This is a genomic window from Vibrio sp. V38_P2S17PM301 (genome assembly GCF_009904845.1).
Lineage (GTDB): Bacteria > Pseudomonadota > Gammaproteobacteria > Enterobacterales > Vibrionaceae > Vibrio > Vibrio proteolyticus.
On record NZ_WXWO01000001.1, the window covers coordinates 122,309 to 137,118 of the forward strand.

The following is a 14,810-nucleotide window of genomic DNA, read 5'->3' on the forward strand; positions in this document are numbered from 1 at the left end:
GGGCCGGGTGTCTGCGGTTCGGCATGAACGCACCCGGCTCCCTTTTTCGCGGTTACTCGGAGAATCATTATGTTGCTCTACATTCTGCGTCGTCTGCTCATCGCGGTTCCGACGCTGCTGTTCATCGCGCTGGTTTCCTTTTGGCTGATGCACATCGCACCCGGCGGTCCGTTTGATATGGAGCGTCCGATGCCAGAAGTGGTGCGCGCTAATATCGAAGCCAAATTCCACCTGGATGAACCATTTCTGGTTCAGTTCTTTATCTACATTGGCAACTTCGTTCGTGGCGATCTCGGCCCCAGCTTTGTTTATCAGGATTTTAGCGTTACTCAGTTGGTCGCACAGTCCTGGCCAGTCTCGGCCATACTGGGTGTGCTGTCGTTTTGCATTTCAGTGCCTTGCGGCATGTTGCTTGGCACGGTCGCGGCACTCAAACGCAACAGTCGCTTGGACTATTTGCTGATGTCGCTATCGATGACCGGAGTGGTGATCCCTGCGTTTGTGCTGGCGCCAGTTCTGGTGACCATTTTTTCTGTCCAGCTCAACCTGCTGCCGGCCGGTGGCTGGGAAGGCGGCAAGTTGGCGTTTTTGATCCTGCCGGTGTTAAGCCTGGCGATAGGTTCTATTGCCAGTATCGCCCGAGTGATGCGCGGAGCCATGATAGAAACCCTCAATCAGCCTTATATCCGTACCGCCAAAGCCAAGGGCCTGTCTACCCGTTACATTCTGTTCCACCACGCACTGCGCCCTTCTCTGATCCCAGTGGTTGCCATGCTCGGCCCGGCTTTTGTCGCCGTTGTGACCGGGTCGGTGATCATCGACATCTTTTTTGGCACTGGCGGCATGGGGCAGCACTTCGTATCCGGAGCGCTCAATCGCGACTACGGCCTGGTAATGGGCATTACGCTGATCGTCGCCTCGCTCACCATCTTCTTCAACCTGATCGTCGATTTACTCTACACCGTGATCGACCCGCGTATCCGCATTTAGGAGGCAGGATGCTGACGACAAAAAAACTCGATAGTACCTTGCTGTCTGAACGCATGGTAGCTCAAGTGGAGGCCGTCGAAGGCCGCAGCCTGTGGCAGGACGCCTGGGCCCGCTTTCGTAAAAATCGCGCGGCCATGGCGTCGGTCTACGTACTGCTGCTTATTATTTTGTGCATCACCTTTGGCCCCAGCCTCTCTCCCTACAACCATGATGAGATCGACTGGAACGTAGTTGCTGAACCTTATGAGCTGGGCAAGCCATCTCTTGAGAGCGGACACTACTTCGGTACCGATGATCTTGGTCAGGATTTGTTTGCGCGCACCATGAAAGGCGGTCGTTTGTCCATCATGGTCGGCTTTATGGGGGCGCTGGTCGCGGTGGTGATCGGCACCATCTGGGGCAGTATTTCCGGCTACGTAGGCGGTATGGTCGACAGTGCCATGATGCGCATCATTGAAGTGCTGGATTCGGTGCCATTCATGTTCATGGTGATCCTGTTTGTAACCCTGTTCGGCAACAATATTTATCTAATTTTCGTGGTCATCGGCATGGTCTCCTGGCTTGGTATTGCCCGGGTGGTACGTGGGGTCACCTTCAGTATCAAGAAGCGCGAATTCATCGAAGCCGCACATTCAATTGGCGTGTCTAAATTCACCATCGTCCGCCGACACATTCTGCCCAATGTCCTTGGCATCGTCATGGTGTATTCCTCACTCATGGTGCCGGGATTCATTATGTTCGAATCTTTTCTCAGCTTTCTCGGACTCGGCGTCCAACCACCAGACACCAGTTGGGGCATCCTGATCGCCGAAGGCGCCAAAACGATCGATGTCGCCCTGTGGTTGCTGCTGTTCCCTTCGTTGTTTCTGGTGGCCACTCTGTTTTGCTTTAACTTCATCGGCGATGGCCTGCGTGATGCCCTCGACCCGAAAGATCGCTAAGGAGCCGATATGACCATTTTATCGATTCAGAATATGAACGTACGCTTTGTCACCCCAGACGGTCAGGTTCAGGCAGTCAGTGACCTCTCGTATCAGATTGCCGCGAGTGAGACGCTGGGGATCGTCGGAGAATCGGGCTCGGGGAAAAGTCAGTCGGTGTTTGCCCTGATGGGCCTGACCGCCGAGAACGGTCTGGTCAACGGTGAGGCCAACTTTCATGGTGAAAACCTGCTCACCATGTCCAAACGCCAGCTCAATCGCGTGAGGGCGGAGAAAATCGGCATGATCTTTCAGGATCCGATGACCTCGCTCAATCCGTTTATGAAAATCGGCAAGCAGTTGTGTGAAGTGCTGATGGTACACAAAGGGATGAGCAAAGCCGAAGCTCGCCGCGAGTCCATCCGCATGCTGGATGCCGTGCGCATTCCGTCCCCTGAAACGCGATTGACTCAATATCCTCACGAGCTTTCCGGCGGGATGCGTCAACGGGTTATGATCGCCATGGCATTGCTGTGTCGCCCGGAATTGCTGATTGCAGACGAACCCACGACAGCGCTGGACGTTACGGTACAAGCTCAAATTCTGGCTCTGCTGCGCGATCTGCAACACGAATTCAACACCGCCATTTTGCTGATCACCCATGATATGGGCGTGGTCGCGGAAATGTGCGATCGGGTACTGGTGATGTATGGCGGCCGGAAAATGGAAGAGGCGGACACCGACACCCTGTTCCGCCAACCCGCTCATCCGTATACCCAAGGGTTGCTGAAAGCGATTCCCTCAATCAGTGAAGACATGCAGCGATTGCCGACGATACCGGGTAATCCGCCCAGTGCGCTGATCAACAGCAAAGGTTGCCCGTTCAAAGAACGTTGCAGCCACTACCGACCGGATTGCAGTGCAGTTACACCGGCATTTCTGCCACTGAGTCCGAGTCAGGCCATTGCCTGTCACGTGATGGGACAACACAACGTCACCCCTTTGGTTCGCTCGGCATAAGGAACACGTCATGGAACAACACGATATTTTACTCTCCGCTCGCGAAGTGAAAGTGCACTTTCAGGTGGGTAAGCACTTTCTTCCCAGCCGGCGTAAAATTGTTCAGGCCGTCAACGGTATCGATCTTGATGTCTACCGCGGGGAAACGCTGGGGATCGTTGGCGAGTCCGGCTGTGGTAAATCAACACTGGCACGTGCACTGCTGCGTCTGGTTGAACCCACCAGCGGTACGCTCAACTGGAAAGGTGACGACATGCGCGCTTTTAATAAACGCACACTGGCACATCGTCGCCGTGAGTTTCAGATGATATTTCAGGATCCCTCAGCCTCACTCAACCCGCGTCTGACCATCGCCGAATGCATTGCTGAGCCTCTGCTGACCCATGAGCCACAGCTCAAACGCCCTCAGGTTGAGCAACGTGTCATGGCGATGATGGACAAAGTGGGCCTTTTGCCCAGCCAGCGTAACCGCTATCCGCATGAGTTTTCCGGCGGTCAGTGCCAGCGGGTGGGCATTGCCCGTGCTTTGATCCTCAATCCGGATCTGGTGGTATGCGACGAACCAGTCAGCGCACTGGATGTCTCCATTCAGGCCCAGGTGATCAATCTGCTTGATGACCTCAAGCAGGAAATGGGGCTGACCTTAGTGATGATTGCACACGACCTCAGCGTCGTGCGCCACATCAGTGATCGGGTGATGGTGATGTATCTCGGTAAACCCATGGAAATGGGCCGGTACGACAAGGTATTTGACCAGGCTCAGCATCCCTACACTCAAGCGTTGCTGTCTGCCGTGCCAATAGCCAATCCCACACTGGCACGCCAGCGTGACGTGCAGCTTCTGCCCGGCGATTTACCCTCTCCCCTCAATCCACCGAGTGGCTGCGTATTTCGCACCCGCTGTCCTCAGGCCAGCGAACTCTGCGCCCAACAGCCGCCAACTCCGAGTGGCAACGATGAACACCATCTTTTCTGTACCCATAATCGATTAGGAACTGTGTAAGTATGAATTCGATCTGTCAGCGTCTGGCGGCTTTGCGCCAGGCCATGAGTCAGCACTCGCTGGCCGCCTACATTGTCACCAACAACGATCCACATAACAGCGAATACTCGGCCGATCACTGGCTGGCTCGCAGCTGGATCTCCGGCTTTACCGGCTCGGCTGGCGATGCCGTGATCACCGCAGACGGCGGTGGTGTCTGGACCGATGGCCGCTACTATATTCAGGCAGAAGAACAACTGACTGGATCAGGCTTAAACCTGTTTAAAGCCAGACAAGCGGAAACCCCAACCATTGCCGAATGGCTGACCGATACACTACCACCCGGCGCAAGAGTCGGCGTGGACGGGCGGACAATCAATGTGAATGTCTATCAGCAGTTAACCCTGGCGTTTGCTGACAAAGGCATAGAATTGGTGCTCGAGCATGATCTCATTGACCCGATTTGGACAGATAGGCCATCGCGTCCAGACACCCGGGTGTTTAACTATGATCTGGAATACGCCGGGGTTGAGACCACGGACAAACTGACCGCAATCCGCAGTTGGATGACGCAGCGAAAGAGCGATGCGTTGCTGGTTTCGACGCTGGATGACGTGATGTGGACCTTAAATATCCGTGGTGGCGACACTATGTATTGCCCGCAGTCAGAATCCTACCTTCTGATCACCACAGAAACATGCCAATTGTTTATCGAACCAGACAAGCTGCCTGCCGATGTCGCCGCTACGCTGTTGCAGCAGTCCGTGACTGCGCAGCCATACAGCGCAGTCAGTGAAACGCTTGCCACACTCGGCCAAGGCTCCCGCCTGACTCTCAACCCTGCCAGCACGGACAGCTTGTTGATCAGCCGAATCCCCAAAGAAATTGATGTACATGGCGAGCCTTGCCCCATCACCGACATGAAAGCTCAGAAGAACCCGGTTGAGATGGCCAATATGGAAAAAGCCCTGGTGATGGACGGTGTCGCCGTGGTGCGGTTCATGCACTGGCTGGAACAACAAGTGCCCGGTGGCCAAGTAACCGAGTTGTCTGCGGAAGCACAGCTGCGCGCCTGGCGTCAGCAGAATCCGAATTACATCGGCGAAAGCTTTCGCACCATCGCGGGATTCGCCGCCCATGGGGCCAAAATGCACTACGCCGCCGATGCGCAAAGCAACGTGATCGTTGATGAAAGCCAATTTTTTCTGGTCGACTCCGGCGGTCAATACCTCAACGGTACCACCGACATCACACGCACATTTCACTTTGGCCAGCCGACTGAGCAACAACGCCGCGATTATACCCTGGTGTTAAAAGCCGTGATCCGTCTGACCCAGGCCCGCTTTCTTCAGGGATCGACCGGCGCCAATCTGGATGTACTGGCACGCGGCGTCCTGTGGCAACACGGTATCGATTATAAATGTGGTACCGGCCACGGAGTCGGTGTGTGTCTCAACGTCCATGAGGGACCGCAAAACTTCTCACAGAACCTGAAAGAAGTGGCGCTCAAACCTGGTATGGTGATCACTAACGAGCCCGGTGTTTACCGTGAAGGCGAATACGGCGTGCGCATCGAAAACATCATGAAAGTCATCGAGGTGGAACGCAATGCGTTCGGTACCTTTTATGGCTTTGACACCATCACACTCGCGCCAATCGCCACCGCACCGCTGGATACCAGCCTACTTGATGCACACGAATTGAGCTGGCTGAATCACTATCACCGTCGAGTTTACGAGACCTTAGCACCCCATCTGGATACCGACGAAAAACAGTGGCTGCTCAGCGCGACCCAGGCCATCGTTTAACATACTGTACATTCCCTGTTTCATCCTCCTTTTGCCAGCGCTCTGCTGGCTTTTTTTGTTGGCAATGGCTCGCTGGTCGTTTGTTGGGGCAATGACGCACCAATAATCGATGTCATCAATTCAACACAAATATGTCTTTGATCATTCAAGCGACATTCATATAGCTCACCTAAAGTAATACTGGACTATACCAAATAGTTAGTTACACACTCATCATGGAGGAAAAATGAAAACAACGTTACTTGGCCTGGCTTTAGCTGGCTTATCTCTATCGCTGCATGCGGCCGACAATAAAGTACTTTTGATCGGCATCGACGGGCTGCAATACGAAAAACTCGCTGGCGTCGATACCCCGGCCTTTGACCGTCTCAATATCACCAAAGCTTATACGGGCGGGATCGCCGGTACATCCACCGAGCAACTGACCAAAAGCGGCCCCGGCTGGGCCACGATTCTGACAGGCGTGTGGGTTGACCGACATCAGGTGACCAACAATGACTCCGGGCTTGCCAACAGTGATGTGAAAAGCGTTTATCGCTACATTGCGGAAGCCAACCCTCAGGCGGATATCTCCAGTTTCAGTACCTGGGCACCGATCCACACACAGTTTTTCAGTAACGATTTGGAGCTAATGACCCGTTATACCTCAGGCGGCACCGATGACAGCAATTTACAACAGACGCTGACCACGCTAAGCAGTCAGGATCCGGATTTCATCTTTTTGCATTTGGATGAACCGGATGAAGTCGGCCACAGTCAGTGTTTTGGATCCGCGTACAATGCCTCCATTAAAGCGGCCGACCAGCGTCTGGGCCAATTACTGGACGCCGTCGAGCAGCGTGAACAGCAAGGTGAAGACTGGCTGGTTCTGGTCACCACCGACCATGGTCGCACACCGGTGACCGGATGCGGCCACGGCAATCAGACCAGTCAGGAAAAAACCATTTTTATTGCCACCAATCAGTCGTTGAACACCGAGTTCAGTCAAGTGACCCAGAATCCGGTTAACACCGATTTTGGTGGCTTGTACGGATACGCCGCGCAAACGGCCATTACTCCGACCATTGTGCGCTTTTTGGCCGCGGATACCGGTACTCAAACCGATTTCGCCAGTACCCCGATGGTCGGTGAGCCTGGCGTTCGCAAACTGATGTACCACAACGGTGCGTTCAGTTGGGTCAATGGCAGCTCGGCCGAAGTTGAGGTGTACCGTAACAACACTCTGGTCGACACTCTGAATAATGGCGAAACCCAATGGCAGGATCCAACCGCTCCCCAGGGAATCAATCACTACCGTTTTATGCAAAACGACGTGTCGGTCAGCTATCAGATCTCTCAGCTCGATCTAACCGCCGCTCACCAGTGGCACAATGCCAAGAGCTACTTCTTTGGTCAAAGCGGCCGCTACTGGCGCTACGATACCGTCTTGGATAAAACCGACAGTGGCTACCCGACTCCAGTGACTGATTACAACTGGCCCGGGCTTGCCGATTACAAACAGCTGATCGATGCCGCGTTCTACAAAGATGCCAACACGGTGTATTACTTTCTCAGCGATGGCCGTTACCTCAGCTACGATGTGCAGGCGGATCGAGTTCGGGACGGCTACCCAAAAGCCGTAAGTGACAGTGACTGGCCAGGGCTGGCACCTTACGCAGACCGCATCCAGGCGGCGCTGAAATGGCAGGGAGAGCGGGTGTATTTCTTCCTCCGCGACGGCACGTATCTACGCTATAACCTCAGTGAGAATCGTGTCGACAGCGGCTATCCAAAGCCAGTCAATGACTCGACATGGCCGGGGCTGGGGGCATACGCTGGAAAAATTACCGCGGCGCTGAAATGGAACGATGCTCGAGCGTATTTTTTCGTGGAAGGGAATCAGTACCTAAGATACAGCATCTCGGCCGACCAGGTGGATGCCGGTTATCCTAAACCGATCAACAGTTCGACCTGGCCCGGGTTGCAGTAACCCTGAGTATAAAAAACCCGGCCTATGCCGGGTTTTTGCAGTTACCAGATTAACGACAGGACGTCGCATCGAAATCAACAGCCAGCGCCACGCCGCTGAACGCACCGGAGATTTTGAGGTAACCCCAATAGTTGCTCTGACTATTGACGACAATACACTCCTGGTTACCGCTGTTATCCGACGACGCGTCCACATTGCTGCCGTCCGGCCAGCCCTGATTGCTGTATTCCAGCTTAAGGTCACCACTGCCCTGCCCAGTCGTGATGACAATCGACTGTCCGGCATTGACGGCTTCGATGCTCAGCCAAATCACGTCCTGACTGGCAAGACACACAGGTTCGCCGACGGTAACACGCCCGCCGGAAACCGTTGGCTGACCGTCACAGCCAGGCAGTGACGAGCCGTTAACCAATTGAGTGGTCCATTGCTCAAACTCGCCCTGATACTGCACAGCCCACTGATCAATGATGGTTTTGTAGCCGCTCCAGTTACCAGCCCGAGTTTCCGCCAGCATCAGGTTTACCTCATCCGGATGACGTTCGAACATGAAGCGCACCGCCAGATAACCCCAGCGGTAGATACGGTCGACATCAAAGCCATCGTAGGTGGTGTCAAAGATTTCACTTAGGGTGTACACCGAACCGTCTTCGATGGTATCCAGCGCAGCCTGGTTGTCCTTTTCTTTGGACACGTACTCAGCCACCCCTTCGCTCCACCATACCACTTTCTCCGTCGGTGCCGAAAAGTCTCCGTACATATCAAAACGCCCGTCCAGATAATGGACGTATTCGTGTTCCAGGTTCCAGATGTAGTGATCCGGATTGGCGTAGCTGGCTTCATACGCAATGAAGTTCGGCACATTCCCCGGCTGAGACGGGTCACCTTCCAGGTACATACCACCGTTGTTGGTGTCTATGCCAAAAATCGGCCCGGCGTACTTACCGTAGTCTTCGATGGAGTTAAAGATATTTACTTGTAGCTGGGTATTGTGATCGTCGGCAACCGGCTGGCTGCCGGTTTCAAGCGTGGTATGAAAATACCCCTCTTCAAAGCCCATTTTGTCACAGGCGGCCTGTTGTTGAATCGCCGTCAAATCTTGCGACAAAATGCGGATCGTCGGGCTACACGTATAACTCTGCGCTAAAACCTGCGCTTTCAATTGCGTTTCAAAACCGCAAATCCCGTAGTCACTGCAATCCGCATAGTAAGATACCACGTCCGCCGCTCCCAGCCAGACCGCATCACCACTGCCATACATCGGATACTGATCAAACAGTTGGGTCAGTTTCTGTTTCACCAAAGGCTGTATCGAGGTGTTGCTGTACATGGTCAGACGGCCCAGCTCTTTCCCTGCATTTGCCAACATGAACTCCGAGTCACTACCCACCATCGACTGATTCAAGGCAAACTGGCTCAAAGCCTCAACCAACTGCGTTTGTTTACCAATCTGAGCCACAAACTGATTGTTCCACTGACCACGGTACAAAATGGTGAATATGCCGTTAACGGCATTTCGCATATACCAGTGCTGGGCATAATCGCTGTTCCAGCGCGTCAGCCACTGTGTCACCACATCCAGGTACTCATGTTGTAGCTCCGCGCTGTCCATGGTGATGATCACTTCACCCAACACTTTGCCATGCGCATCGTTGCTATCGTAAAAATGGGGACTGGCAACAAACGCATCCACCGACTCTTTCACCGCAGTGGTCACCCAGCTGGCGAGCGTCACCCCATCGTTATAGAACTCAGCGTAAAACCCGGCCCGCAGATAGAGAAACAGCGCTTCCAGTTCGCTGCTGCCACCACCCGGGTAATTTTTGGCCAGTTGTGTGGTGTACTTGGCCACCTGATACATATTGTTCGAGTCGAATGCGCTGACTTGAGTGGCACTGTCTGCACCGAACAGTTCGTTGACACACTGCGAACCCTGAGTGCGAATTTCACTGATAAGTTGATTGGTGTCTGAAGTGGCAAACGCCGATACATCGCATTCAACCGTCGCTTCAGCGCTCATGCTGCGCAGCAAGGATTGAGCTTTTTGAGGCGGTTGCATTGTCTGACGTGTCGGTGCACGGTCATCCTGATGGGTTTCAACGCCATGATGATGTTCCAGGTTCAGTGGTTTATGTTGTGGGGTCGGCGCTGACGCAGCCCAAGCGTGCGTCCCAGCCAACATCGCTACCACGGCGATGGTCAGTTTTTTCAGTTCCATTATGTTTCTTCTTTTGTCGTAAATTAATCCCGCTTACCGAACGGCCAGTAAGCACTGACGCGGAGAACGAATCAGCCGTCTCACAGTAAAACTGCAACAAAAGCATTAGAAACAAATTTTTAACATTCTCAATAAAAGGTACCAAAAAGCAACACTTTAGGTCTCAAGACCTGATACTGGTAAAACGAGGATTGTGTTTTCAGAGGCTTGAACTAGCCGATTTTATAAAATCTTAATGGCCGATCTAGGACAGGAAAGCAAAAAGGCCCCAGCATAAGCTGAGGCCTTAGAATATGGCACGCCCTACAGGATTCGAACCTGTGACCACATGCTTAGAAGGCACGTGCTCTATCCAACTGAGCTAAGGGCGCGTTACAGGGACAGGATTATACGAGCTGCAGTTCTTAAATCAATGGCTTTGTCTAACTTTCTGATTCAAGTGCCTAAAAAAGCCACACGCCACCATCAAGTGACGAAAAACAGAACAAAGCAAACGTTTGCCTATAGATGTTCATTAAGATATCTGCGACAATGCGCGCAAAAATATTGGCCACCAATTTTTGAAGGAAAGTCATGACAGCTCAAAATATCGACGGAACTCTAATCTCTCAAACGGTACGCTCGGAAGTCGCGGCGCGAGTTAAAGCTCGCACCAATGCCGGTCTGCGCGCACCTGGCTTAGCTGTTGTTCTGGTCGGCGAAGATCCGGCCTCTCAGGTGTATGTCGGCAGCAAGCGCCGCGCCTGTGAAGAAGTAGGCTTTGTGTCTAAATCCTTTGACTTACCGGCCACCACGACAGAAGAAGAGCTGTTGTCTCTGGTTGACGAACTCAATGCTGACGCTGAGATTGACGGTATTCTGGTCCAGCTCCCGCTGCCAGCCGGCATTGATACCACGCATGTACTTGAGCGTATCCATCCGGAAAAAGACGTCGACGGTTTCCACCCTTACAACGTCGGTCGTCTGGCTCAGCGTATTCCAAAATTGCGTTCGTGCACGCCTAAGGGCATCGTTACCCTGCTGGAACGATACAACATTCCTCTGCGTGGCAAACACGCTGTGATTGTCGGTGCGTCTAACATCGTTGGCCGTCCAATGACACTGGAACTTCTGTTGGCGGGTTGCACCACCACCACCTGTCACCGCTTTACCAAAGATCTGGAAGGTCATGTGCGTCAGGCTGACATTCTGGTCGTCGCAGTCGGTAAACCGGCATTTATTCCGGGTGCGTGGATCAAAGAAGATGCGATTGTGGTCGATGTGGGCATCAACCGTCTGGAGTCTGGCAAACTGGTGGGCGACGTGGAGTACGACGTTGCACGTGAAAAAGCCAGCTTCATAACACCAGTGCCTGGTGGCGTTGGCCCAATGACGGTCGCGACGCTGATCGAAAACACCATGATGGCGTGTGAGCAATACCACACCAAGAAGTGATCGTGACAAAGACAACAAAGGGGTGACATCGGTCACCCTTTTTTATTACTGCGATATTGAACTGCGGTTTACAGAGACAAAATCACGCCAGCCAACGACGCGCTCATCAGGTTTGCCAGTACACCGGCCGCAATGGCACGGAAACCGTATTGGGAGATAAACGCGCGCTTCTCTGGGACCAAACTACCCAGGCCACCAATCAGCATTGCCATGGTGGAGATATTGGCAAAACCACACAGGGCAAACGTCACGATCGCCTGAGAGTGCTCACTAAGCAGATCACGGTTTTCAATCAGTTGAATAAACGCCACAAACTCATTCACGACGATCTTGTTGCCGATCAACGAACCCGCCGTAATCGCTTCGCTCCACGGGATCCCCAGCAACCAGGCGACAGGGGCAAACAGGTAACCCATGATCAGCTCAAAACTCAACTGAATGCCAAACAGGTCGCCAACCCAACCCAGCATACCGTTTAACAGCGCAATCACACTGACAAACGCCAGCAGCGTTGCGCCAACGGCCACGGCAATGCGCAGGCCAGACATCGCACCATCTGCCATCGCTTCAACCACGTTGGTTGCACGCGGCATCTCGACATTGTCGGCTTCAGAGTCAACGGCTCCCTCACCGTTTTCCGGCATCAGCAGTTTGGCCATCATCAATCCCGCTGGTGCTGACATAAAGGCTGCCGCAATCAGATAGTTAAGCTCGACGCCCAGTGACGCGTAACCCACCAGCGTTCCTCCGGCGACGGAAGCCAGACCACAGGTCATCACGGCGAAAAACTGCGAATCGCTCATGTGCTTCAGATACGGTTTGACGACCAACGGCGCTTCAATCATACCGACGAAGATATTCGCAGTCGCCGAGAGCGACTCAGCGCGGCCCGTGCCGAGAAACTTCTGTAATCCACCACCAATCAGGTTGATCACCTTTGGCATAATGCCCAGATGATAGAGACCAGATATCAGCGCGGAGAAGAACACTATGATACCTAATACATTAATGGCAAAGGTAAAGCCGCCCGTTGCCAGGCCACCAAACAAGAAAGTGATCCCTTCCTGACCATAGTTGATCAGACCGGATACCACTTCCGTCACCCGATTCAACGCCTCTTTACCGGCCGGAATGTAAAGCACCAGCAGCGCAAACAATACTTGCAGCAGAAACGCCAGCGACACGGTTTTAAGACGGATATTTTTTCTGTCAGTTGAAAGTAACCAGGCAATAAAGAAGATCGCCACGACACCCAAGAGAGAACTCATAAAAAGGTAACCAAAAAAGAAACAGGAAGGCGCGGATTGTATGCAGGCAAACGATTAACGCAACCGAAGGATGTTAACGACTATCAAACTCGATGGCGATTAAAATTCAACCACGCAACATAACCACTTGAATTTAATGAGGATGAACGTTTGCGTCACCTTGACTATTTCCATATGGAAAAGATGTTTCTGAAACAGGAAATAATCGTGCTAGAAATCACACTTTAGGTGTGCGGATATAAGCAGCGAGATTCTGATCCCAATGGCAGGGGGAACCGATCTTCTGCCGGATAAACTCGATCACGGCTGAGGTTTTTTTCGGCATATGCTTACGGCTTGGGTATACAGCGTAAAACGGCATCGACTGACTGGCACGCCAGTCTGGTAACAACTGAATCAGTTTACCGCTGCGAAACTCATCGCGCAGCAGATACGTGGCCAGATACCCCACGCCCCATCCGGCAACCGCAGCGTCACGTACCGCCTCGGCCAAATCGACCGAATAGTTTCCGGAGACTTTGACAAACAGTTCTTCACCAGCGCGGGAAAACGCCCAACTGGTGTAATCACGCTCCCAACTGCGATAAATCAAACAATTATGCTGCGCGAGCTCATCCGGTGTTTGTGGCGTGTCGTGCTGGACCAGATAATCTGGCGATGCGGCCACCACAAACTGACAGTCGGCCAGACGCTGGGCGATGTACCCTTCCGGCAAGTGTTCGTTATTGGTAATCCACAGATCTAAGCCCTCTTCGAGCATATCAACGCGATAATCGAATAAATGGACTTCCACTTGCAGGTTCGGGTAACGCTGGCGAAGCTCATCCATGGCGGGAATGATATGTAACGTCCCGAACGATTGTGACATTCCCAGCCGCACCAGGCCGGAGACTTCATCACGTTGAATCTCCATTTCATACTGAGCCGCATTGATCGTTTCAACCAAACGAGCACAGTGCTGATGAAATTGCAGCCCAGCTTCAGTCGGGGTGAATGTCCGGGTAGTACGCTGTATCAACTTGAGCCCCAGCGACTCTTCCAACACATTCAGCTGTTTGCTGACATGAGAGACAGACACCCCCAGGCTCTTCGCCGCCGCCGTAAAACTCTGGTGTTTCACCAGCGCAGCAAAAATCACCATTTGGGCGGCTCGTTCAGAAAGCACGGCAATATCCTCAGAAAGATGAAGGGGCTCTAGTGAGCCCCTAAGAATCAGTAGATGATGGCATCCGCCAGATGGCTGACCGCTAAGGCAAAGTAATACGACCGGTTCCACTTCATCAACACATTGTAGTTGTTGTAGACCAGATAAGTGCGGCCGTTCTCATCGTCCGGCATGATCAACCAAGCCTTGATGTCGTTGTCCAGTGTCGGCAGTGGTTGACCGTTGTAACGGGTCACGCCCAGCTTGCTCCACTCCCGCAAATACTTACCTTTGGCTTCATCGCGCCCTTCCAGGCTTTTGTCGATACCGTGCGGTACTTTGACCTGGCGCCCCCAAGTGTAGTTGTCGTCCCAGCCAGACTGACTGAGGTAATTAGCCGTGGAAGCAAACACATCTGCCTGCGTTCCCCAGATGTCTTTTTTGCCATCACCGTTACCGTCTGCCGCAAACGACAAAAACGAGCTTGGCATAAACTGACACTGCCCCATCGCGCCCGCCCAGGAGCCTTTCATGTCATCCGCTTTAATATGACCTTGCTGAATGATTTCCAGCGCCGCCATCGCTTCTTTGCGGAAAAACGCTTCACGGCGGCCGTCATAAGCCATGGTCGACAGCGCATCGATCACGCTGTAACCCCCGGTGAACTTACCGAAATTGCTCTCAACGCCCCACAACGCCACAATGTAACGCGGTTGGACACCGTACTCTTCACCGATGCGTTTAAGCGCCGCGTAGTGCTCCTGATAGAGCTTACGAGCCTGCTTGACTTTCCACGCCGGAACAGCACGCGGGATGTATTCATCCAGCGTGAGTTTTTTTTCGGGCTGATTACGATCGGCTTTGACTGCCCGTGGCTTGTACGTAACGTTTTTGAACGCATCATCAACCACTTGCTGAGAAATGCCATTTTTGAGTGCTTCTTGTTTGAGACCTTCGACGTACTGCTCAAAGCTTTGCTCGTTGGCCACTGCGCTGGTCGCCAAACTTAAACCTAATACGACTGACAATAGTTTTTTCAAATTGCCCTCCTTGAGCAATT

General features: G+C 53.0%; 11 protein-coding genes and 1 tRNA gene. 7 read left to right on the plus strand and 5 right to left on the minus strand.

Annotated elements, in window-relative coordinates; all coding sequences use genetic code 11:
• The first annotated feature begins 69 nt into the window (after positions 1 to 69).
• The 6 genes from oppB (at position 70) to CAG64_RS00565 (ending at position 7,689) form a co-directional block, all read left to right on the plus strand.
• The gene (gene oppB, locus CAG64_RS00540) at positions 70 to 990 is read left to right on the plus strand and encodes an oligopeptide ABC transporter permease OppB (protein WP_021703974.1); all 921 of its coding nucleotides are present in this window, start codon (positions 70 to 72) and stop codon (positions 988 to 990) included.
• A gap of 8 nt (positions 991 to 998) precedes the next feature.
• Entirely contained in the window at positions 999 to 1,931 is a 933-nt protein-coding gene (locus CAG64_RS00545; RefSeq protein WP_161455160.1) for an ABC transporter permease subunit, read from the plus strand.
• 9 nt (positions 1,932 to 1,940) lie between these two features.
• Complete coding sequence (locus CAG64_RS00550; RefSeq protein WP_161455161.1) at positions 1,941 to 2,930, plus strand: ABC transporter ATP-binding protein; 990 nt, start codon at positions 1,941 to 1,943, stop codon at positions 2,928 to 2,930.
• Positions 2,931 to 2,940: 10 nt separating this feature from the next.
• Positions 2,941 to 3,933, plus strand: a complete 993-nt coding sequence (locus CAG64_RS00555; protein WP_161455162.1) for an ABC transporter ATP-binding protein — start codon at positions 2,941 to 2,943, stop codon at positions 3,931 to 3,933.
• Positions 3,934 to 3,935: 2 nt separating this feature from the next.
• On the plus strand, positions 3,936 to 5,720 hold the full coding sequence (locus tag CAG64_RS00560) for an aminopeptidase P family protein (protein WP_161455163.1): 1,785 nt from the start codon (positions 3,936 to 3,938) through the stop codon (positions 5,718 to 5,720).
• Between the two features lie 226 nt (positions 5,721 to 5,946).
• The gene (locus CAG64_RS00565; RefSeq protein WP_161455164.1) at positions 5,947 to 7,689 is read left to right on the plus strand and encodes a hemopexin repeat-containing protein; all 1,743 of its coding nucleotides are present in this window, start codon (positions 5,947 to 5,949) and stop codon (positions 7,687 to 7,689) included.
• 49 nt (positions 7,690 to 7,738) lie between these two features.
• Here CAG64_RS00565 and CAG64_RS00570 read toward each other — a convergent pair whose 3' ends face one another.
• Positions 7,739 to 9,904 (minus strand): M9 family metallopeptidase, encoded by a 2,166-nt coding sequence (locus CAG64_RS00570; RefSeq protein ID WP_161455165.1) that lies wholly within the window; start codon positions 9,902 to 9,904, stop codon positions 7,739 to 7,741.
• Between the two features lie 294 nt (positions 9,905 to 10,198).
• A tRNA-Arg gene (locus CAG64_RS00575) sits at positions 10,199 to 10,275 on the minus strand.
• A 202-nt stretch (positions 10,276 to 10,477) separates the two neighbouring features.
• On the opposite strand from CAG64_RS00575, the gene folD reads away from it, so the two are divergent.
• The gene (gene folD / locus CAG64_RS00580; RefSeq protein WP_161451679.1) at positions 10,478 to 11,338 is read left to right on the plus strand and encodes a bifunctional methylenetetrahydrofolate dehydrogenase/methenyltetrahydrofolate cyclohydrolase FolD; all 861 of its coding nucleotides are present in this window, start codon (positions 10,478 to 10,480) and stop codon (positions 11,336 to 11,338) included.
• Between the two features lie 68 nt (positions 11,339 to 11,406).
• On the opposite strand, the gene CAG64_RS00585 is transcribed toward folD, so the two are convergent.
• The 3 genes from CAG64_RS00585 to CAG64_RS00595 form a co-directional block, all read right to left on the minus strand.
• Entirely contained in the window at positions 11,407 to 12,606 is a 1,200-nt protein-coding gene (locus CAG64_RS00585; protein ID WP_161451682.1) for a NupC/NupG family nucleoside CNT transporter, read from the minus strand.
• A gap of 217 nt (positions 12,607 to 12,823) precedes the next feature.
• The gene (locus tag CAG64_RS00590) at positions 12,824 to 13,771 is read right to left on the minus strand and encodes a LysR substrate-binding domain-containing protein (RefSeq protein WP_161455166.1); all 948 of its coding nucleotides are present in this window, start codon (positions 13,769 to 13,771) and stop codon (positions 12,824 to 12,826) included.
• A gap of 47 nt (positions 13,772 to 13,818) precedes the next feature.
• Complete coding sequence (locus tag CAG64_RS00595) at positions 13,819 to 14,790, minus strand: lytic murein transglycosylase (protein ID WP_161455167.1); 972 nt, start codon at positions 14,788 to 14,790, stop codon at positions 13,819 to 13,821.
• Between the last annotated feature and the right edge of the window lie 20 nt (positions 14,791 to 14,810).

What these genes read in the sequence shown, in the direction of transcription:
- CAG64_RS00585 (WP_161451682.1), bottom strand. Translation starts at nt 12,606, where the DNA reads ATGAGTTCTCTCTTGGGTGTCGTGGCGATCTTCTTTATTGCCTGGTTA.
- CAG64_RS00545 (WP_161455160.1), top strand. Translation starts at nt 999, where the DNA reads ATGCTGACGACAAAAAAACTCGATAGTACCTTGCTGTCTGAACGCATG.
- CAG64_RS00570 (WP_161455165.1), bottom strand. Translation starts at nt 9,904, where the DNA reads ATGGAACTGAAAAAACTGACCATCGCCGTGGTAGCGATGTTGGCTGGG.
- oppB (WP_021703974.1), top strand. Translation starts at nt 70, where the DNA reads ATGTTGCTCTACATTCTGCGTCGTCTGCTCATCGCGGTTCCGACGCTG.
- CAG64_RS00565 (WP_161455164.1), top strand. Translation starts at nt 5,947, where the DNA reads ATGAAAACAACGTTACTTGGCCTGGCTTTAGCTGGCTTATCTCTATCG.
- CAG64_RS00560 (WP_161455163.1), top strand. Translation starts at nt 3,936, where the DNA reads ATGAATTCGATCTGTCAGCGTCTGGCGGCTTTGCGCCAGGCCATGAGT.
- CAG64_RS00550 (WP_161455161.1), top strand. Translation starts at nt 1,941, where the DNA reads ATGACCATTTTATCGATTCAGAATATGAACGTACGCTTTGTCACCCCA.
- CAG64_RS00555 (WP_161455162.1), top strand. Translation starts at nt 2,941, where the DNA reads ATGGAACAACACGATATTTTACTCTCCGCTCGCGAAGTGAAAGTGCAC.
- folD (WP_161451679.1), top strand. Translation starts at nt 10,478, where the DNA reads ATGACAGCTCAAAATATCGACGGAACTCTAATCTCTCAAACGGTACGC.